This window comes from Polaromonas sp. P1_E11 (assembly GCF_056405995.1).
Genome location: NZ_JBFUBA010000004.1, coordinates 259,920 through 279,784 on the forward strand (window position 1 = coordinate 259,920; position 19,865 = coordinate 279,784).

The 19,865-nt window shown below is 62.5% G+C and carries 24 protein-coding genes; 8 read left to right on the forward strand and 16 right to left on the reverse strand.

Annotation, left to right across the window (positions count from 1 at the left end):
• Positions 1 to 63: 63 nt before the first annotated feature.
• The 9 genes from AC1D11_RS16745 to AC1D11_RS16785 form a co-directional block, all read right to left on the reverse strand.
• Positions 64 to 483 (reverse strand): F0F1 ATP synthase subunit epsilon, encoded by a 420-nt coding sequence (locus AC1D11_RS16745; RefSeq protein ID WP_477648282.1) that lies wholly within the window; start codon positions 481 to 483, stop codon positions 64 to 66.
• 128 nt (positions 484 to 611) lie between these two features.
• Complete coding sequence (gene atpD / locus AC1D11_RS16750; protein ID WP_293400292.1) at positions 612 to 2,015, reverse strand: F0F1 ATP synthase subunit beta; 1,404 nt, start codon at positions 2,013 to 2,015, stop codon at positions 612 to 614.
• A gap of 60 nt (positions 2,016 to 2,075) precedes the next feature.
• On the reverse strand, positions 2,076 to 2,942 hold the full coding sequence (gene atpG, locus AC1D11_RS16755; RefSeq protein ID WP_457281582.1) for a F0F1 ATP synthase subunit gamma: 867 nt from the start codon (positions 2,940 to 2,942) through the stop codon (positions 2,076 to 2,078).
• Between the two features lie 63 nt (positions 2,943 to 3,005).
• Positions 3,006 to 4,559 (reverse strand): F0F1 ATP synthase subunit alpha, encoded by a 1,554-nt coding sequence (atpA, locus tag AC1D11_RS16760; protein ID WP_457281583.1) that lies wholly within the window; start codon positions 4,557 to 4,559, stop codon positions 3,006 to 3,008.
• Positions 4,560 to 4,618: 59 nt separating this feature from the next.
• On the reverse strand, positions 4,619 to 5,149 hold the full coding sequence (locus AC1D11_RS16765; RefSeq protein WP_477648281.1) for a F0F1 ATP synthase subunit delta: 531 nt from the start codon (positions 5,147 to 5,149) through the stop codon (positions 4,619 to 4,621).
• A gap of 13 nt (positions 5,150 to 5,162) precedes the next feature.
• Entirely contained in the window at positions 5,163 to 5,633 is a 471-nt protein-coding gene (locus AC1D11_RS16770; RefSeq protein ID WP_477648280.1) for a F0F1 ATP synthase subunit B, read from the reverse strand.
• 74 nt (positions 5,634 to 5,707) lie between these two features.
• On the reverse strand, positions 5,708 to 5,971 hold the full coding sequence (gene atpE, locus AC1D11_RS16775) for a F0F1 ATP synthase subunit C (protein ID WP_007868969.1): 264 nt from the start codon (positions 5,969 to 5,971) through the stop codon (positions 5,708 to 5,710).
• Between the two features lie 61 nt (positions 5,972 to 6,032).
• Positions 6,033 to 6,923: a F0F1 ATP synthase subunit A gene (gene atpB, locus AC1D11_RS16780; RefSeq protein WP_477648279.1), complete on the reverse strand. Its 891-nt coding sequence runs from the start codon at positions 6,921 to 6,923 to the stop codon at positions 6,033 to 6,035.
• A gap of 12 nt (positions 6,924 to 6,935) precedes the next feature.
• Positions 6,936 to 7,451, reverse strand: a complete 516-nt coding sequence (locus AC1D11_RS16785) for an ATP synthase subunit I (protein ID WP_477651470.1) — start codon at positions 7,449 to 7,451, stop codon at positions 6,936 to 6,938.
• Between the two features lie 263 nt (positions 7,452 to 7,714).
• On the opposite strand from AC1D11_RS16785, the gene AC1D11_RS16790 reads away from it, so the two are divergent.
• From AC1D11_RS16790 to AC1D11_RS16820, 7 genes are all read left to right on the forward strand, one after another.
• A complete protein-coding gene (locus AC1D11_RS16790) occupies positions 7,715 to 8,161 on the forward strand; it encodes a DUF4149 domain-containing protein (protein ID WP_477648278.1) in 447 nt (148 codons plus the stop codon).
• A 37-nt stretch (positions 8,162 to 8,198) separates the two neighbouring features.
• A complete protein-coding gene (locus AC1D11_RS16795; RefSeq protein WP_477648277.1) occupies positions 8,199 to 8,744 on the forward strand; it encodes a DUF2062 domain-containing protein in 546 nt (181 codons plus the stop codon).
• A gap of 68 nt (positions 8,745 to 8,812) precedes the next feature.
• The gene (locus AC1D11_RS16800; protein WP_477648276.1) at positions 8,813 to 9,718 is read left to right on the forward strand and encodes a D-amino acid aminotransferase; all 906 of its coding nucleotides are present in this window, start codon (positions 8,813 to 8,815) and stop codon (positions 9,716 to 9,718) included.
• 14 nt (positions 9,719 to 9,732) lie between these two features.
• Positions 9,733 to 10,050: an HP0495 family protein gene (locus AC1D11_RS16805; RefSeq protein WP_477648275.1), complete on the forward strand. Its 318-nt coding sequence runs from the start codon at positions 9,733 to 9,735 to the stop codon at positions 10,048 to 10,050.
• Between the two features lie 41 nt (positions 10,051 to 10,091).
• Complete coding sequence (lipB, locus tag AC1D11_RS16810) at positions 10,092 to 10,802, forward strand: lipoyl(octanoyl) transferase LipB (RefSeq protein WP_477648274.1); 711 nt, start codon at positions 10,092 to 10,094, stop codon at positions 10,800 to 10,802.
• 25 nt (positions 10,803 to 10,827) lie between these two features.
• Positions 10,828 to 11,853, forward strand: coding sequence for a lipoyl synthase (gene lipA / locus AC1D11_RS16815; protein ID WP_477648273.1), 1,026 nt, complete (start codon positions 10,828 to 10,830; stop codon positions 11,851 to 11,853).
• 10 nt (positions 11,854 to 11,863) lie between these two features.
• On the forward strand, positions 11,864 to 12,565 hold the full coding sequence (locus AC1D11_RS16820; RefSeq protein WP_477648272.1) for a helix-turn-helix domain-containing protein: 702 nt from the start codon (positions 11,864 to 11,866) through the stop codon (positions 12,563 to 12,565).
• Positions 12,566 to 12,578: 13 nt separating this feature from the next.
• Here the strand turns inward: AC1D11_RS16820 and AC1D11_RS16825 are convergent, their stop codons facing one another.
• On the reverse strand, positions 12,579 to 12,791 hold the full coding sequence (locus AC1D11_RS16825; protein ID WP_477648271.1) for a hypothetical protein: 213 nt from the start codon (positions 12,789 to 12,791) through the stop codon (positions 12,579 to 12,581).
• A gap of 224 nt (positions 12,792 to 13,015) precedes the next feature.
• Between AC1D11_RS16825 and AC1D11_RS16830 the strand changes: the two genes are divergently transcribed.
• Complete coding sequence (locus tag AC1D11_RS16830; protein ID WP_477648270.1) at positions 13,016 to 13,861, forward strand: DMT family transporter; 846 nt, start codon at positions 13,016 to 13,018, stop codon at positions 13,859 to 13,861.
• A gap of 12 nt (positions 13,862 to 13,873) precedes the next feature.
• On the opposite strand, the gene AC1D11_RS16835 is transcribed toward AC1D11_RS16830, so the two are convergent.
• The 6 genes from AC1D11_RS16835 to ptsP form a co-directional block, all read right to left on the reverse strand.
• On the reverse strand, positions 13,874 to 15,241 hold the full coding sequence (locus AC1D11_RS16835) for a sensor histidine kinase (protein ID WP_477648269.1): 1,368 nt from the start codon (positions 15,239 to 15,241) through the stop codon (positions 13,874 to 13,876).
• Entirely contained in the window at positions 15,238 to 15,924 is a 687-nt protein-coding gene (locus AC1D11_RS16840; RefSeq protein ID WP_477651126.1) for a response regulator transcription factor, read from the reverse strand. The genes AC1D11_RS16835 and AC1D11_RS16840 overlap by 4 nt, the downstream gene beginning before the upstream one ends.
• Positions 15,925 to 15,932: 8 nt before the next feature.
• A complete protein-coding gene (locus AC1D11_RS16845) occupies positions 15,933 to 16,952 on the reverse strand; it encodes an alpha/beta hydrolase family protein (protein ID WP_477648267.1) in 1,020 nt (339 codons plus the stop codon).
• A gap of 31 nt (positions 16,953 to 16,983) precedes the next feature.
• Positions 16,984 to 17,442: a DUF4260 domain-containing protein gene (locus AC1D11_RS16850; RefSeq protein ID WP_477648266.1), complete on the reverse strand. Its 459-nt coding sequence runs from the start codon at positions 17,440 to 17,442 to the stop codon at positions 16,984 to 16,986.
• On the reverse strand, positions 17,435 to 17,893 hold the full coding sequence (locus tag AC1D11_RS16855) for a Spy/CpxP family protein refolding chaperone (protein ID WP_477648265.1): 459 nt from the start codon (positions 17,891 to 17,893) through the stop codon (positions 17,435 to 17,437). Before AC1D11_RS16855 ends, AC1D11_RS16850 begins: the two co-directional genes overlap by 8 nt.
• A gap of 207 nt (positions 17,894 to 18,100) precedes the next feature.
• Entirely contained in the window at positions 18,101 to 19,864 is a 1,764-nt protein-coding gene (ptsP, locus tag AC1D11_RS16860) for a phosphoenolpyruvate--protein phosphotransferase (RefSeq protein WP_477648264.1), read from the reverse strand.
• Between the last annotated feature and the right edge of the window lies 1 nt (position 19,865).

Here is a 19,865-nt window from a genome sequence, read left to right on the forward strand (position 1 = left end):
TAAAAAAAGCCCCTGGCTTGCGGCAGGGGCTTGATGCAGTCCGGCAAAACCGGAAAGGCATTTTTATTTCTTCTGGCGGTACTTGCGCAAGGCGGCAATCTGCGCGGCCATGACGGCCAGTTCAGACTGGGCCATAGCGATGTCGATGTCGCTCTTCGCGTTCTTAAGCGCTTCTTCAGCGGCAGCCTTGGCTTCCATCGCCTTGGCTTCGTCCAGGTCTTTGCCGCGAATCGCGGTGTCGGACAGCACGGTGACACAGTTAGGTTGTACTTCGAGCAAGCCGCCGGCCACGAACACGAATTCTTCGCTGCCATCGGCCTTTTCGATGCGCACGGCGCCCGGCTTGATACGGGTGATCAGCGGGGTGTGGCGCGGGTAAATGCCCAGCTCGCCGGCCTCGCCTGGCAAAGCGACAAAGTGCGCTTCACCGGAGAAGATGGACTCTTCCGCGGAGACCACGTCGACGTGAATGGTGGTTGACATAAACGTTCCTTAACTTTAAAAGTTTGGAGAAAGCAAACAATTGGGATGAGCCGCTAGGCGCTGCGCGGAAATGTGCAAATGCACATTGAGCACAGCAACAACGCGGATCGCCCAAATGTGCTGCTTTATCAAACTTTTTTCGCCTTCTCGAATGCTTCGTCGATGGTGCCGACCATGTAGAACGCCTGCTCTGGCAGGTGATCGCACTCGCCGGCCACAATCATCTTGAAGCCGCGAATGGTTTCAGCCAGGCTGACGTACTTGCCGGGGGAGCCGGTGAACACTTCAGCCACGTGGAAAGGCTGCGACAGGAAACGCTGGATCTTGCGGGCGCGGGCCACGGCCAGCTTGTCTTCAGGAGCCAGTTCGTCCATACCCAGAATCGCGATGATGTCGCGCAGTTCCTTGTAGCGCTGCAACGTACCTTGCACGGCGCGGGCCGTGGCGTAGTGGTCTTCGCCCACGACGTTCGGGTCGAGCTGGCGGCTGGTCGAGTCGAGTGGATCGACCGCAGGGTAGATACCCAGCGAAGCGATGTCACGCGAAAGCACCACGGTGGAATCCAGGTGGGCAAAGGTCGTGGCAGGCGACGGATCGGTCAAGTCATCGGCAGGAACGTAAACGGCCTGGATGGAGGTGATGGAGCCGACCTTGGTGGAGGTAATACGCTCTTGCAGGCGGCCCATTTCTTCGGCCAGCGTAGGCTGGTAACCCACGGCGGAAGGCATACGGCCCAGCAGTGCGGACACTTCGGTACCGGCCAGCGTGTAGCGGTAGATGTTGTCCACGAAGAACAGCACGTCGCGGCCTTCGTCACGGAAAGATTCGGCGATCGTCAGGCCGGTCAGCGCCACGCGCAGACGGTTTCCTGGGGGCTCGTTCATCTGGCCGTAAACCATCGCAACCTTGGACTCGCCGAGGTTCTCGAGGTTCACAACACCGGAATCGGCCATCTCGTGGTAGAAGTCATTGCCTTCGCGGGTACGTTCACCCACACCGGCGAACACGGACAAGCCCGAGTGCGCCTTGGCGATGTTGTTGATGAGTTCCATCATGTTCACGGTCTTGCCGACGCCGGCGCCGCCGAACAGGCCCACCTTGCCGCCCTTGGCGAACGGGCAAACAAGGTCAATCACCTTGATGCCGGTTTCCAGCAGTTCCTGCGATGGCGAGAGTTCGTCATAAGCAGGCGCCTTGCGGTGGATAGGGGCAGTCAGGGTCTGATCCACTGGACCACGTTCGTCGATGGGTGCGCCCAGCACGTCCATGATGCGGCCCAGCGTGGCCTTACCCACGGGAACGGTGATGTTGGCGCCGGTGTTGTAAACCATGTTGCCGCGGCGCAGGCCGTCGGAGGTACCCAGCGCGATGGTGCGCACGATGCCGTCACCCAGCTGCTGCTGGACTTCCAGCGTCAGCGCGGAGCCTTCCATTTTCAGCGCGTCATAAATCTTGGGCATCTGGTCGCGCGCGAATTCCACGTCAACCACCGCACCAATACACTGAACAATCTTGCCTTGAGCTTGAGCCATGATTGAATCCTCTTTCGTTTCTTTAAATCTTTAAATCGGGTGTGGCGGCCTAAACCACGATCAGACCGCTGCAGCACCGGCAACGATTTCCGAAAGTTCTTTCGTGATCGCCGCTTGACGCGTTTTGTTGTACACCAGCTTGAGTTCGCCGATCACGCTGCCGGCGTTGTCCGTGGCAGCCTTCATGGCCACCATGCGGGCAGACTGCTCGGACGCCATGTTCTCGGCAACCGCCTGATAGACCAGCGCTTCCACATAACGGATCAGCAGATCGTCGATTACGGTCTGTGCGTCAGGCTCGTAGATGTAATCCCAACCGTGCTGGTCCTTGTCGGCTTGCAAGTGTGCGGCCGTCAAAGGCAGCAGTTGCTCGACCACAGGCTCCTGGCGCATGGTGTTGATGAACTTGGTGTAGCACAGGTACACCGAATTGATCTTGCCTTCGCTGTAGGCATCGAGCAGCACCTTGACGGGGCCGATCAGCTTTTCCAGGTGAGGCTTGTCGCCCAATTGTGTCGCGTGCGACACCACCTTGGCGCCCACACGGTTCAGAAAACCGAGGCCCTTGTTGCCGATGGCCACAGCCTTCGCATCATGGCCAGCGGCCTGTACTTCCTTGAGCTTTGAGGTGACGGCGCGCAACACGTTGGTGTTCATGCCGCCGCACAAGCCCTTGTCAGTCGTCACCACGATGAACCCGGTGGCCTTGGCGTCGTTGGACTCCATGAACGCATGGGTGTATTCGGGGTTGGCCTGACTCAGGTTGGCCGTGATGTTGCGGATCTTGTCGCTGTAAGGACGGGCAGCGCGCATCCGCTCCTGCGCCTTGCGCATCTTGGAGGCGGCCACCATCTCCATGGCCTTGGTGATCTTCTTGGTGTTTTCCACCGATTTGATCTTGCCGCGTATTTCCTTGCCTGCTGCCATATGGGTTCCTAAGGGGTTCCTGAGGGTTGCTTAATTACTTGCTTGACGATACGTCAGGCGAGATCAAGCAAACGACTTCTTGAACTCGGCCACAGCCGCGTTCAGTTCAGCCTCAGCATCCTTGTCCATGGCCTTGTTGGCTTCGAGCTTGGCCATCAGGGCCGCGTTCTTGTCCTTCAGGAAGGCATGCAGGCCGTGTTCGAAAGCCAGGACCTTCTTGACTTCGATGTCGTCCATGAAGCCCTTGTTCACTGCGAACAGCGTAGCGGCCATGTTGGAGATGGACAAAGGCGAGTACTGGGCCTGCTTGAGCAGTTCGGTCACGCGGGCACCGCGGTCCAGCTGTTTGCGGGTGGCTTCGTCCAGGTCGGAAGCAAACTGCGCGAAGGCAGCCAGTTCACGGTACTGGGCCAGGTCGGTACGGATACCGCCGGACAGGTTCTTGATCAGCTTGGTCTGGGCAGCGCCGCCGACGCGGGACACCGAGATACCGGCGTTAATGGCGGGACGAATACCGGCATTGAACAGGCTGGTTTCCAGGAAAATCTGGCCGTCGGTGATCGAGATCACGTTGGTTGGCACGAAAGCGGACACGTCGCCGGCCTGCGTTTCGATGATCGGCAGCGCGGTCAGTGAACCGGTCTTGCCCTTGACCGCACCCTTGGTGAAGTCTTCAACGTATTTTTCGTTCACGCGTGCTGCGCGCTCAAGCAGGCGGCTGTGCAGATAGAACACGTCGCCGGGATAGGCTTCGCGACCTGGCGGACGGCGCAGCAGCAGCGAGACCTGGCGGTAAGCCACGGCCTGCTTGGACAAATCGTCATACACGATCAGCGCGTCTTCGCCGCGGTCGCGGAAGTATTCGCCCATGGTGCAGCCAGAGTAGGCGCTCACATATTGCATGGCGGCGGATTCGGAAGCGGAAGCTGCCACGACGATGGTGTATTCCATCGCGCCGGCTTGCTCCAGCGAGCGCACCACGTTCTTGATCGACGAGGCCTTCTGGCCAATCGCGACGTAGACGCAGGAAACGCCCTTGCCCTTTTGGTTGATGATGGCGTCGATGGCCACAGCGGTCTTGCCGGTCTGGCGGTCGCCGATGATCAGTTCGCGCTGGCCGCGGCCGACAGGCACCATGGAGTCAATGGACTTCAGGCCGGTCTGCAGGGGCTGGTCAACGGATTTACGGGCGATCACGCCGGGCGCAACCTTTTCAATCACGTCGGTGAGTTTGGCATTGATCGGGCCTTTGCCGTCAATCGGCTGGCCCAGTGCGTTGACCACACGGCCAAGCAGCTCAGGACCCACAGGCACTTCCAGAATACGGCCCGTGCACTTCACGGTGTCGCCTTCGGCGATGTGCTCGTACTCGCCCAGAATCACGGAGCCGACGGAATCGCGCTCAAGATTCAGCGCCAGGCCGTAGGTGGGGGTGCCGTCGGCGGTTGCGGGGAATTCCAGCATCTCGCCCTGCATCACATCGGACAGGCCGTGGATACGGACGATACCGTCGGTCACAGACACCACGGTGCCCTGGTTGCGGACATCGGCACTGGCTGTCAGGCCTTCGATGCGGCTCTTGATCAGTTCAGAAATTTCTGCGGGATTGAGTTGCATGACTCTTTCCTTCTTTCTATGTTGTTGGCTAAAAACCGGGGTCGCGCCTGAACGCAAGCTCAGGAAATCAGCGCCACTTTCATTTGCTCTAAACGGGCTTTCACCGAGGTGTCCAGCACCTCGTCACCCACCACGACACGTACGCCACCGATCAGCGCCGGCTCAAGCTCGACCGAAAGGTTGAGCTTGCGGCCAAACCGCTTTTCCAGCGTCGCTGCCAAATCGGCCAATGCAGCACCTTCCAGCGGAAATGCGCTGTAAACGGTGGCGTCCGAAGAACCACTCTGCGCATTCTTCAATGCGCGGAACTGTGCGGCGATTTCCGTCAGGACGCTGATGCGACCGTTCTCGATCACGGTCCGCAGGAAGTTTTTGGCGGCTTCCGGCAGCTTCGTCTTGGCCACACCGGAAATCACGTCGAACGTCTGGTTCACCGTCACGCTCGGGTTGCCGGCAAACTGCTGCAACTGCGCGTTGGCGGCAATGGCTGCAAGCTCATCGAGCCAGACGGCAGTACCGCCCAGGTCGGAACCAGAGGCCTTGAACAACGCTTCAGCGTAGGGACGGGCAATGGTGGCTAGTTCGGCCATGTTTTACGCTCGCTTAAAGTTCGGTCTTCAGGCGACCCAGCAAGTCAGCATGCACACCGGCATTGACTTCCTTGCGCAGAATCTGCTCTGCACCCTTGACGGCCAGTGCGGCGACCTGCTCACGCAGGGTCTCGCGGGCCTTGACGGATTGCTGCTCGGCTTCAACCTTGGCGGCGGCAATGATCTTGCTGCCTTCTTCGGTTGCGCGGGCTTTGGCCTCTTCAATCAGGGCTTGGCCCCGACGTTCGGCTTCAGCCAGGCGCACGGCCGCTTCGTTGCGCGACTTGGCCAGCTCTTCTTCCACGCGCTTGTTGGCGACGGAGAGTTCAGATTTGGCTTTATCGGCAGCAGCAAGGCCGTCAGCGATTTTTTGCGCACGCGCGTCCAGGGCCGCCGCAATGGGTGGCCACACAAACTTCATCGTGAACCCGACCAAAATCAGGAACACGATCAGCTGGACAATAAGGGTACCGGTAATGCTCACTGCTCATCCTTTCCCTTGGGGCCCAGCCAAAAGCCGGCCCGAAGGAATGACATTCTTGGGACTTTGATGATTGCTTACTTGGGCAGGTTGGCGATTTGCGCCAGGAATGGGTTGGCAGTGGCGAACCACAGCGCGATACCCGTGCCGATAATGAAAGCAGCGTCGATCAGGCCGGCCAGCAGGAACATCTTGGTCTGCAGTTCGCCCATCAGCTCAGGCTGGCGTGCAGCTGCTTCGAGGTATTTGCTGCCCATGATGCCGATACCGATACAGGCGCCAACAGCGCCGAGGCCGATGATGAGGCCGGCGGCCAGAGCGACAAAACTAATAACTTCCATGATGACTCCTTAGGACTTTGGTTACGAGAGAAAAAGAAAAAACGAAAACGGTGACAACTGATTAGTGGTGATCGTGCGCCTGGCCGATGTACACCAGGGTCAGCATCATGAACACGAACGCCTGCAGCGTGATGATCAGGATGTGGAAAATCGCCCAGGCCGAGCCCGCGATGATGTGGCCGATGGCCAGGCCAATGCCAGTCGCAGAGAGCGACCAGGCACCACCCATCAAGGCGATCAGCAGGAAAATCAGTTCGCCGGCATACATGTTGCCGAACAGTCGCATGCCATGGGAGACGGTCTTGGCGACGAATTCTATGATCTGCATGGCCAGATTCAGAACACCCAGAATCAGCGCAAAGATGGGGTTCTTGCTGGTGCCGAATGGCGCTGTAACGAGTTCGTGTGACCAACCACCCACGCCCTTGATTTTGACGTTGTAGACCAAACAGGTGATCAGCACGCCCATGGACAGGCCCATGGTGATGGAAAGGTCGGCGGTGGGCACGGAACGCATGTAAGCGTGGTGCGCATCATGGCCGGCAGCACCGTAAACCCAACCCCACAGCACCGGCAGCAGGTCGACCGGCAGCAAGTCCATGGCGTTCAGCAGGAAAATCCAGACGAACACGGTGAGCGCCAGAGGAGCGACCAGTTTGCGGCTTTCGGCGTTGTGCACGATGCCCTTGGCTTGCGCGTCGACCATTTCGACGAGGATTTCAACCGCAGCCTGGAAACGGCCGGGAACGCCGGAAGTGGCTTTGCGGGCTGCTTTCCAGAGCAGGAAGCAACCAATCACACCCAGCAAAATGGTGAAGATGGTGGAGTCAATATTGATAACGCTCAGATCGAACGGGCCAACAAGTTCCTTGTTGCGCCAGTGCGTCAGATGGTGAAGGATGTATTCACCAGCGGTTGGACCGCCATGTCCAGCAGCATTCTCAGCAGCCATTTATTGCTCGCCTCAAAGTTTATTTTTCCTGACCGCGAACAACAGCGCAAGCCAGGACATTTTCATTGTCACCACCAGGCCGACCAGCATGGCCGGCCAACTCAGCATCGAAACCACCCTTGACGCGGCAAACAGCATTGCCACCGTCAAGGCGATCTTGACCATTTCCCACAAAAAGAATCCAGCCACCGCAGTGCCTGGATTCATTGACCACACCTTGCCGGTCAGGCCGCGCGCAAACAGCGCCGCCGGAACCACGACCGCCAGCCCTCCGTAGAGTGCCGACCAGCCCACTGACCGCTGGCCGGTCAGCGCCCAGGCGGCACATGCCACCAGAACTCCAACCACCAATTGCCCTGCCAATACCGACCAGGGCGAGATAGACGGGCTCGTTTCACGAAGCTTTTGGGCCTCTTCACGCGTCAAGGGCTTGAAACCCTCATCGCCAGTCTCCATCTCTTCTGTGACACTTCGCCCTGTCGCACCCGGATTTCCCGGGTTTTTCACTGACTTCGCCGAATTTGCCATTTTGGTCGTCACAAATTACGGAAAAGTTACGGGGCCGTTATCAGCAAAGCCCTTGATTATACGTAGAAACCCCTGCGTATCCGACAAAACCCCCGGCTTGCATATGAATTAGGGGCGATTCGCATCATTTGGGTGCGGCTCGCAGCGGGTGGTTCACAATTGTCCGGCGACTGCGGCGCGCCGACCCTCCTACGTAGTTGCACGTGATGCTCCACGATGGCCCAAGCCCCCGCATCGTCACCTCCCATTCACCGAAAGATGCCATGCCCGCCCTGATGAAATTCCTGCACATTGCCGCCGCCATTGCCTGGCTGGGCGGGGTGGTCTTCATGCTGTTCGCCTTGCGGCCTGCCGTCGCCGAACAGCTGGCGCCACCCCAACGCCTGCCGCTCATCACAAAGGTCATGCAGCGATTTTTCGCTCTGGTCTGGGTCACCATCGGCGTCCTGCTGGTGACAGGCCTGGCCATGCTGCTGGTCGTGGGCATGAAAACCGCCCCACTGGGCTGGCACCTGATGTTCGGCATCGGCCTCTTGATGTTCGCGCTGTTCGGGCATCTGTATTTCGGCCCTTTCCGGCGCCTGAAGCTCGCCGTCAGCGCATCCGACTGGCCCGAGGGCGGGCGCCGCGTCGGGCAGATCGCCACCCTGGCCATGGTCAACCTGGTGCTGGGCGCGCTGGCGATCGCCGCCGTTATCTTTATTGCCTGATGCCGGAGCGAACCGGTCATCTTGAACGCAGCCTGGCATGAGCGTCCCTAAAAAGAAGGCGCCGCAACACCGGCACTGGACGGACCGGCTGAAAGCATCCGTGCCGACACGTGAAGTCCTGGCCCAAAACCGGTGGCTCAAGCCGTTGGCCCACCGGCTGCTGGAGCCGCAGCTGTGGCGGCTGCAGCACGAGGCCGTGGCGCGCGGTGTGGCCATCGGCATCTTCTGGGCATTTGCCCTGCCGTTTGCACAAACCGTGGCGGCCGCCGCCCACAGCGTCTGGTGGCGCGCCAATATTCCGGTGGCCGCCGGCATCACCTTCATTACCAACCCTTTTACCGTCGGCTTCTGGCTCTGGCTGGCCTATCAGGTGGGCGATCTGCTGCTGGACGCACCGCCGCCCATCCGCATTTCGGAAGGCGCAGGCATCGTGGCGTGGGCAGCCTCCTTCGGCGGGCCTGCCATTCTGGGCATGGGCATCTTTGCCGTGCTGGGCTCGATTACCGGCTATCTGCTGGTCAAGCTGGGCTGGCGCGTTCGCATCTGGTTCAAACGCCGCAACCGGCAAACGGCCAGACGTTAGACAATCCGGTACAGGCCGTCCACCAGCAACCGTTCCGACGCACTTTCATTTCCTTTTCAAACCGATCCATGACAACGCCTCTCGCCAACGCCCTTCCCGACACCCCCTGCTACCTGAACGGCGAATTCACCCCGCTCAAGGATGCCAGGATCAGCGTGATGGACCGCGGTTTCATCTTCGGCGACGGCATCTATGAAGTGGTGCCGGCGTATGCAGGCAAGCCGTTTCGTTTTGAGCAGCACATGGCACGGCTGGAACGCAGCCTCACCGAGCTGCGCATCACCAACCCGCTGACCCGCGACGAGTGGCTGACTATTGCTCTGAAATTGATAGCTGCTTGCGCTCAGTCTGCGGGCGTTCCGACCGAAAAAGGCAATCAACTCGTCTATATCCAGATCACCCGCGGTGTGGCCATGCGCGACCACCCCATGCTGCCGGGCCTCACGCCCACCGTCTTTGTGATGTGCAACCCGATGAAGCTGCCCAGCGACCAGGCGCGCGAAAAAGGTGTGGCCTGCGTCACCGCCGACGACTTCCGTTGGGAAAAAGCCCATATCAAAAGCACCAGCCTGCTGGGCGCGGTGTTTTCGCGCCAGATCAGCGTCGACGCCGGCGCGGTCGAGACCGTGATGTTCCGCGGCGACTACCTGAGCGAAGCCGCTTCCAGCAACGTCTGGATCGTCAAGGACGGCAAAGTCATGGGGCCGCCCAGGGACAATCTGGTCCTCGAAGGCATCCGATTTGGCCTGATAGAAGAGATGTGCCGCGCGGCGGGTATTCCTTTTGAGCTGCGCCGCATCACCCGCGCTGAAGTGCTGGCAGCGGACGAGCTGCTGCTCTCGTCGGCCACCAAGGAGGTTCTGCCCATCACCCTGCTGGATGGCCAGCCGGTCGGCCACGGAGTGGAAAAAGGTAAACCTGGCCCCATTTATGCAAAGCTGTACGCCCAATACCAGCGTGCCAAAGCGGCCTGAAAGGACCCATTGCCATGACGACTTCCCCCAACATTCCCAAAATCATCGGTGTTCCCGGCACGGAGCCCTCGCGCCAGGAATCGCTGATCGAGTACCCTTCGCAGTTCCCGATCAAGGTGATGGGTGAAAAGGTCGATGGCATGGTCGCGGCCATCACGTCCATCGCACACCAGTTCGACCCGGCCTTCGACGCCTCCACCATCGAGCTGCGTGAAAGCAAGGGCGGCAAGTACCTGGGCGTCACCATCACCGTCACAGCCACCAGCCGCGAGCAGCTCGACGAGCTTTACCGCACGCTGTCGACGCACCCGATGGTCAAGGTCGTCCTTTAATCACCGACTCCGCCTCCAGCAGGACCCGCAAAGCAACGCACATGCAAGCCGAAACACGCATGCTGGGCCGGGTCGATTACCTGCCCACCTACGAAGCCATGCAGGCCTTCACGGCGGCGCGCAGCGCCGGGGTTTCAAGCGAAAACGGGCTGCAACCCAATCAGGACGAGCACGATCAGCTATGGATTTGTGAGCATCCGCCGGTCTACACCCAGGGGCTGGCGGGCAAAAGCGACCATGTACTGAACCCCGGCAGCATCCCGGTGGTTCAGACCAACCGCGGCGGCCAGGTGACTTACCACGGCCCCGGCCAGGTGGTGGCTTACCCGCTCATTGACCTGAAGCGCGCCGGCTATTACGTCAAGGAATACGTCTACCGCATCGAGGAATCGGTCATCAAGACGCTGGCGCATTTCGGCGTCACTGGGCACCGGGTGGCCGGCTCGCCCGGCATTTATGTGCGGCTGGACGACCCGGCCTCTCACGCCGCCCTGACCGGCCCGATGCACCCTGCCGACCCTTTTCGCGGCCTGGGCAAGATCGCCGCTTTGGGCATCAAAGTCAGCCGTAATTGCACCTACCACGGGGTCGCGCTCAATGTGGCGATGGACCTGGAACCCTTCTCGCGGATCAACCCCTGCGGGTATGTGGGGCTCAAAACCACAGACCTTTCTACAATCGGGGTATCGGCAAGCTGGCAGGAAGCCGCAGATGTGCTGGGCCGCAAGCTCGTCACCTACCTGGCGCCCTGAGCATATTCCTTCAAAGAAATACACCATGAGCACCCCAGAAACCGTCAATCCTGTTGTTCGCGACATCCAGAGCCAGGAAGACTACAACCCGCTGGCCAAGCAAAAGGCCGCGGCCAAGCTGTCGCGCATCCCCGTCAAGGTGGTGCAGGGCGAAATGCTCAAGAAGCCCGACTGGATCCGCGTCAAGGCCGGCAGCCCGACCACGCGCTTTTACGAGATCAAGCAGATCCTGCGCGAAAACAAGCTCAACACGGTGTGCGAAGAAGCCAGCTGCCCCAACATCGGGGAATGCTTCGGCAAGGGCACGGCCACCTTCATGATCATGGGCGACAAATGCACGCGCCGCTGCCCGTTTTGCGACGTGGGCCATGGCCGACCCGACCCGCTGGACGTGAACGAGCCGCTGAACCTGGCCAAAACCATCGCAGCGCTCAAGCTCAAATACGTGGTGATCACCAGCGTGGACCGCGACGACCTGCGCGACGGCGGCAGCGGCCACTTTGTCGAATGCATCCAGAAGATCCGCGAGCTCTCGCCCGCCACCACCATTGAAATTTTGGTGCCCGACTTCCGCGGCCGCGACGACCGCGCGCTTGAAATCCTCAAGGCCGCACCGCCCGACGTGATGAACCACAACCTCGAAACCGCGCCGCGCCTTTATAAAGAAGCGCGTCCCGGCAGCGACTACAACTTCAGCCTCAACCTGCTCAAGAAGTTCAAGGCCCTGCACCCCGATGTGCCGACCAAGAGCGGCATCATGGTCGGCCTGGGCGAAACCGACGAAGAAATTCTGCAGGTCATGCGCGACATGCGCGCGCACAACATCGACATGCTGACCATCGGCCAGTATCTGGCGCCCTCCACCAGCCATCTGCCGGTGCGCCGCTATGTGCACCCCGACACCTTCAAGATGTTTGAAGAAGAAGCCTACAAGATGGGCTTCACGCACGCCGCCGTGGGCGCCATGGTGCGCAGCAGTTACCACGCCGACCAGCAGGCCCACGCGGCAGGCGTGGCCGACAAGGCAGACGCGGCCATCGCCGCCCTTTGATCCACGCACCATGAATCTGCCGCAAGGCTCCCTGTCGCTGCGCCACTACGGCGCGTCGCACGGCAGCCATGCGCATGATCATTTCCAGGTACTGCTGGGGCTGAGTGGTGTGCTGGAACTGGAAGTACGCGGACGCGGGCGGCGCATCGCGGCTGGCCAGGGCTGCGTGATCACACCCGGCGACCGGCATGACTTCGAATCACGTGAAGGCAGCCGCTGCCTGGTGCTGGACACCGCACAACCTGATTGGGCCCGCTGCGCAGCGGACCCCGCCAGAACCGGGCAAGCGTTGGCGCTGGCCCATTACCTGGCCGAAGCACTGCAGCAACCCGGCGGCTTGGCCCAGCGCCATGGCCCGGCGCTGTTGCTGGAAGCCTGGCAACCCACAACACCTGCATCAACGCCCTTGCGCCATGCACGGCCCATCCACTGGGAACAACTGGCCACCTGGACGCAGCAGCGCCTGCACGAACCACTGAGCGTCGCGCAGCTGGCCGCGCAGGTGTTTTTAAGCCCGACTCAGTTTGCCGCACGCTGCCGGCGCGAGACGGGCCTCAGCGTGATGCAGTGGCTGCGCCGGCAACGCCTGGCGCTGGCCATGCAACTGCGCAGCCGCGGCATGAGCGTGGCCGACACCGCGCTGCACTGCGGCTACCAGTCGCCCTCAGCCCTGACGGCCGCGATGCGGCGCGCCGGGCCGGGCAGCGCCTGACCTTTACGGATTTTCAATAGCGGCTCGGGTCGTTCGGCCGGCGGTCGTAGCGGTTGCGCACACCGTCGCCATCGCGGTCACCCCGGTAGCCGGGGCCGTAGCCCGGCGCAGGGGCGGGCATGACACGGTATTGCGGTCCGTTGTCATAGGCCACCGGGTAAGCCACGCAGCCCGACAGGGCGGCCATGCCGGCCAGGGCCAGCAAGAGGATGGAAAGCTTTTTCATGAGTGTCTCCTTGGGTTTCATGCGATTTCGGTGAAATCTGCCATGCCATTGCAACTGAAGCCCGTGCCGGAAAAGTGTCTGCGGCACCCCTCGCACGTGAAGCTGGTTACCGGATGTAGGCCTGCGCGTAGGACATACGCCTGAATCCCTGAAACCGTCGTTGCGCGACCACAAAGCGTTGCCCTGCGACGACGCGCCCGGCGCGCGCCCCTATGCTTGCCGCCATGCCAGCCAATCTGTACGCACTGGGCGCCATCGCCCTCTGGACCCTGCTCGCCTCGCTCGGGGTCTCGCTCAAACACGTTCCGCCCTTTCTGCTCACTGGCGTTGCGCTGCTGACCGGCAGCCTGCTGGCCCTGCCTTTTGTGCTGCGGGATCGCAGGCAATGGAAGATACCGGCCGCCACGCTGGCGTTCGGCGTATACGGCCTCTTCGGCTATCACTTCCTGCTTTTCATCGCGCTGCGGCATGCACCGGCGGTCGAGGCCAACCTGGTGAACTACCTCTGGCCGCTTTTTATCGTGGTGCTGGCGCCGCTGTTTCTTCGTGGCGTGCAACTGCGCGCCGTGCATGTGGCTGCGGGCCTGCTGGGATTTGCCGGCGCCGCCATTGCCATATTGGGCGCGGGCGGTGGCGGTGCAGCTCCCGCGGCAGGCTGGTCGTGGGGTTACCTGCCGGCGCTGGGCTCGGCCTTCATCTGGGCCAGCTACTCGCTGCTGACAAAACGCGTGCCGGCCTTTCCCACTGCAGCCATCGGCCTCTTCGGCCTGGTCTCCGGCGTGCTTTCGCTGCTGTGCCATTGGGCGCTGGAGCCTGCCGCCACACTGTCGGCGCAAGACTGGCTGCTGCTGGCGGTGCTGGGCGTGGGGCCGCTGGGCGCGGCGTTTTTTCTCTGGGACAAGGCCCTCAAGCTGGGCGACGCGCAGCAGATCGGCATCCTCAGCTACCTCACGCCACTGGGCTCGACTGCCCTGCTGATGGGGGTAAGCGGCCGCGCGCTGAGCTGGAGCATCGCCCTGGCGGCGGTGATGATCATCGGCGCCGCGCTACTGGGAACAAGAGCCAAATAAGCCTGCAGCCCTTTAAATATGAGCGCGAGCAGCTCCTGATTCAATAGCAGGCCACAGCACACACACGGCCAGGCCCGGCTCCGCATTGCGCACCTGCAGCTCGGCGCCATGTGCTTCAGCCACCAGCCGGCACAAGTACATGCCCAGCCCCACGCCGCCCGTTGCGCGCTGGCGTGCGCCGTCGGTTCGGTAAAAAGGCTCGGTCAAATGCGCCAGTTGCGCGGCATCCACGCCCGGGCCGAAGTCGCGCACTTCCAGCATCACGCCGCTCTCTGCCGGCTGCAACGACACCTGCGGCGGCCGACCGGCGCCGCTGCTGTAACGCAGGGCGTTGTCCATCAGGTTGCGCACCAGCAGGCGCACGCGCATGCGGTCCAGCGCCAGCGGCGCAAGGCCGGCCGCCAGGTCCAGCACCATCTCCGACGCACCCGGCACCTCAGTGGCCGTCTCGCGCACCAGCGCCGCCAGGTCCACCGGCTCGCGTTGCAGCGCGGCGTGCGGGCTGGCCAGGCGCTCGCTTTCGAGCAGGTCGCTGATCAGGTCACGCATTTCGCCCAGGTCGCGCAGCAGCGCCTCGCGCTCACGCTCGCCGGCACCGGTACCCTCGGGCGTGGTGGGCAGCAGCTCGGCATTGAGCCGCGCGCGTGTGAGTGGGGAACGCAGCTCATGGCTCAGCGCCAGCAGCAAGGCACGTTTGGCGTTCAGCATGCCTTCAATATCGTGCGCCATGGTGTTGATGCGCCCGGCCAGGTCGCCGAGTTCGTCGCGGCGGCGCAGGGGAATCGGCGTTGCGAACTCGCCGCGGCCAAAACGCTCGGCGCCTGCGCGGATGTCGTCCAGCGGACGGAGCAGGCGCCGCACGTAGGCATACGCGCCTATGAGCAAACCCAGCAGCAGCGCCAGCGTGATCCAGCCAAACACGCCGTGGGGCGCCGTCTGCCAGGGCGCGGTGCCGGGGCCAAAAATCACGCGATGGCCGTCGGGCGTGGTCCGGCTCAGCCAGTCTTTGGCGCGGGCGTCGAACACCTTGCGGTCGGGCCTGTCGGGATGCGACTGCCAGTTGACCTGCGGGCCTTCAATGCGGATGGAAATCGGCAGCCGCGCGGCCAGCGCCTGGGCGCGGCCCACATCGGGCGGCGAACCCAGGTCGGCCACCAGCCGGTCCATGTAGTCGCTGATCAGCGGCTTGGCTGCGTCGCGCCAGCCGGTTGAAAACGCCCGCTGCATGCCGCTCATGAACACCGCGCCCATGGCCAGCGCCAGCAGCAGGAACACGGTGATCAGCCGCAGTCGCAGCGAATGCTTCCAGCGGTGGCGCCAGCGCTCGGGCCGTGAGCGTTCGCGGGCCCGGCAGTCCCGGCGTGTTTTCCACCGTCTCATGGCGTACCCGCCTTGCCGGCGGCAAGGGCATAGCCCGCGTTGCGCAAGGTCTTGATGCAGTCCAGCGGCTCGAGTTTTTTTCGCAGCCGGCTCACCACGATGTCGACGGCGCGCGTGTACAGCTCGGCCTCATGGCCGCGCAGGCGGTTGAGGATGTCGTCGCGGTTGAACACCTTGCCGGGCTCGGCCGCCAGCAGGGCCAGCAATTCAAACTCGGTGCCGGTCAGCTCGACCTTTTCACCCAGGCGCAGCACCTCGCGCGTTTCCACATCGACCACCAGCCCCTGGAACACATGGCGCTGGGTAGCCGCAGCCGGTGCGCTGCGCTGGCGCCGCAAAATGGTCTGCAGGCGCGCCACCAGCTCGCGCGGCTCAAAAGGCTTGGGCAGGTAGTCGTCGGCGCCCAGCTCCAGTCCGACCACACGGTCCATCACGTCGCCGCGGGCCGTCAGCATCACAATGGGAATGTCGCTTTCCTTGCGGATCTCGCGGCACAGCGCAAAGCCGTCCATCTCGGGCAGCATGACGTCCAGGATGGCCGCGTCATACGCGCCGGCGCGCAGCATGGCCAGGCCTTCACCGGGGCGCAGCGCGCTTTCGAGCACAAAGTCAAAACGGGCAAAGTAGGCGGCCAGCGGCGCAGCCAGGTGCTCGTCGTCGTCGATCAGCAGGATATGGGGCATGGGATTGGCTACATTCGCTTCGGAAAACTCGCATCGACCTGGAGTTGCTCCTGAAAAAACATCAATGCATCGCGGTTCACATTGTCATGCACAGCAGCCCGATTGACGCCTTGTGGATCCGTACACAGAGCGGGCGCGACGCCGCGCATCTCCGACGTGCACGGCGCGAGAAACACGAAGTGGTCGGCTGCGGGGATCTCGGTGTATTGGGCCAATGAGGGGAGCAGTTCTTTCACTTTGATCGCGTTCTCCTTGACCGGGAGCACGGAATCGGCGCCGGCCGCGTACAGATTCACCAGCCTTGAGACCTGCGACAGGCTTTCGCGGTCAAAGAAGGCTCCCGGCGGGCTCATGACGAACGCGGCGCGGATGCGGTCATCGGTCTTCGCGATCAGCGGGGGAGACGACAGGGAAACCTTTGCGCCACCGGCACATAGAACACTTGCCGGCAAGGCTTTGCAATAGGCACTCAGCAGCTCGAACTTCGGTTTGGCGCCCATCAGCAAGAGGGCCGAATAGCCGCCTGCCGAAAAACCCGCGACGCCCACCCGCCGGGGATCGATCAGGCCCGCAGAGGCTGGAGCCTGCAACAGGAAATCCAGCAGTGCGGACAGTTGCAGCGCTCTTCCAATCAGCACCCGATCAGTGCCGACCCCGCTGCTGTCGCGAAAATTGTCGCCCGGATGCTCGATTGCGGCCACCACGTAGCCATGACGCGCGAGGAATGTCGCTGTATCGTGGTGACTGAACCGGCCGGCACCATTGCCATGCGAGAGCAGCACCAGAGGATGGCGCGCACCCATCGGCGCCGCATCCTTCACGGCGGACACAACGACAGCCCCCATCCTGGTTGTTTCAGACGTGGGCGCTGCCGGATAGAACACCGCCGCCTGCATCGGTTGCTGCGTGACAGGATCGGGAAGCTGAATCAAACGAAAGCCGGCGCCACTGGAAAGTTCCGTGGCGTCCACCACGCCGGCGATCGACGCCAAAGCAACGAACATGCTGCAAGCCAGCGATTTCAGCATCGGGTTCCTTTGAAGCGGAGAAAGGCGCTGTTCACCACGGATCGGCCCTTCCGATGCGCCCGAGGTGCGTCTGGCCAAAACCCGCCGCGTACTTGAGCCCGTAGCCCAGCGCACGGTCAAAGCCGATATGCGCACACCAGACCAGGCCACCCGCCACCAGCATGGGTGCAGCGCCCAAAACGCCAGCCGCCAGCAGGGCAACGGCGCCGAAGTAGGAATGCATGGCGTTATAGGCCACAGCCCCAATACGCGGCCCGGCCAGGTAAGCCAGGAAAGACAGGTCGGGCACCAGGAAAAGCGCCGCAAACCAGCCCCACCCCGCGCCGAACTGGGCGTAGGCCGCCGCAGCGGCGGCCACTACCACCAGCCCTTCGGCGCGCAGCATCAGGCGCACCCCGCCGTTGGCGCTGCCCGGGGCAGCCACCTTGGCGATGCGGCGCACAGCGGTTGCCGCCGTTCGGCCCACCGGGAAGAACAGTGCCTCAGCCACGGTAACCCCAGCGGCGGCCGCGCTCCATGAAGTCGCGCACTTTTTGCTGTTGCTCAGGTTTGAGGTTGTCAAAGAAGTCCGCCGCTGCGGCGATCACTTCCGGGCTGCCGGACTGGATCGCGGCGGTTTTTTCCTCGATCAGCTTTTTGGCGCCGGCCTGGTCCAGCTTGTTGCCGGCAAAGAGGCCGCGAACGGCTTCCCGTGGCTCACCGCTGCCACGCAGGGCCGCGCGCTGTGCCTGCAGCTTGTCGGCCAGCACGGCGAGTTTTTGCTTTTGCGCAGCGTCCAGGTCCAGGCGCGAGCCGATTTTTTCGACCATGCGGGCGCGCGCCTCAGGGGAGCCGGCATCGCCGCGCCAGCCATGGCCGCCGTGCGAGCACGCACCCAGGCTGCCGACGATGAGCGCCCCGCCGAAAAGGCCGAGCAGGATTTTTTTAACGCGATGTTTCATGAAGAGCCTCGAAGAAGGAGTGAAGGTTCCTCATGGTGCCTGCGGGGGGCCCGGGGCTGTTTGCAGCGCGGTTGCGGCGTGTTTCGCTTTGTTTCAGCCGCCCTGAATGGGCAGATGGGCGAGATTTAGCAATGTTTTCGGGCCTCAGCCCAATCAGGGCGGGCACGAGCAGCTATGTTTTTAATAGCAACAGCAACCTGGCAGCCGTCAGCCTTGCAGCATCGTCGACGGATCTTCGCAGGCCAGCACCTGCTCGGCCCAGGGCTGCAGCTTGGCGGCATCGGCGCGCAGGATTTGCTGCTTGACCGCCAGGATCTGCGAAGGGTGCATGGAAAAGCTGCGCAAGCCCATGCCCAGCAACAGCCGCGTCATGGTGACGTCACCGGCCATCTCGCCGCAAACGCTGACACCCTTGCCCTGCGCGTTGCACTCGTTGATGGTGTCGGCAATCAGCCGCAGCACGGCCGGGTGGCAGGGGTTGTACAGGTGGGACACCGCCTCGTCGGCGCGGTCGATGGCCAGCGTGTACTGGATCAGGTCGTTGGTACCGATGGACAGGAAATCGAAGTACTTCAGGAACAGCTTGAGCGTCAGCGCCGCGGCCGGGATTTCGATCATCGCGCCCAGCCGCACCGGCCCGTACGGCACGCCCTTGTTGTCGAGCAACGCGCGTGCACGGTCGATCAGCGCCATGGTCTGGCGGATTTCACTGCCGTGCGCCAGCATGGGCACCAGCAGGTTGACCTTGCCATGGGCGGCCGCACGCAAAATGGCGCGCAGCTGCGTCAAAAACATCGGCGGATCGGCCAGGCTCCAGCGAATCGCGCGCAGCCCCAGCGCCGGGTTGAGGTGGGTGTCCTGCGCTTTGTGGCGGTCCAGTTGCTTGTCGGAGCCGATATCCACGGTGCGGATGGTGACGGGCAGGCCGTGCATGCCTTCAATCGCCTTGCGGTAGGCCTGGTATTGCTCTTCCTCGTCGGGCAGCTTGCCACTGCGGCCCATGAAAAGGAATTCACTGCGAAACAGCCCGACGCCGACGGCGCCGGCAGCCACCGCGCCGGCCGTGTCTTCAGGCATTTCAATGTTGGCCAGCAGATCGACTTTCTGCCCGTCGATGGTCAGCGCCGCGGTGTGCTTGAGCCGGTTCAGGCGCTGGCGTTCCAGCTCGCCCTGGCGCTGCTTGAAACCGTATTCGGCCAGGATGATGGGCGACGGGTCGACGATCAACACTCCGGCCTCGCCGTCGATGATGACCCAGTCGTCCTGCTTGATCAGCTGGCTTGCGCTACGGGCCCCGACCACCGCCGGGATGTCCATGCTGCGCGCCACGATGGCGGTGTGCGAGGTCTTGCCGCCCACATCGGTGGCAAAGCCGGCAAAGAGGCTCTGCTTGAACTGCAGCATGTCAGCCGGGGAAATATCGTGCGCGATCAGCACCAGCGGCACGTCGGTGGTGTCGTCCAGCAGCAGGTCTTGCTGCGACTGCTTGCGGCTGGCGCCGGCCTGGGCCGCGGGCTGCACCGGCGAGGCCACGCCTTTCATGTGGCGCAGGATGCGCTCGACCACCTGTTCCAGATCGGCCTTGCGCTCGCGCAGGTACTCGTCTTCCATGTCGTCGAACTGGCGCGCAATGATTTCGTACTGCGTGGTCAACGCCCATTCGGCGTTGTAGTGGCGGTCGACGATCCAGTGCTTCACGCCGCTGATCAGCTGCTCGTCCTGCAGCAGCATCAGGTGCACGTCGAGCAGCGCAGCCAGCTCGTGCGGCGCGTCCTTGGGCAGGTCTTGCTGCAGGCGCGTGATTTCTTCCATCACCGCATTGCGCGACACCCTGACCCGCGTGATCTCATCCGCCGTCTTGGCATCGTCCACAAAATAGTGCGCCACGTCGGCACGGCTGGAAGCCACCAGCACGGCACGGCCAATGGCAATGCCACGCGAGACCGCCAAGCCGTGGACCGAGAAAGTCAAA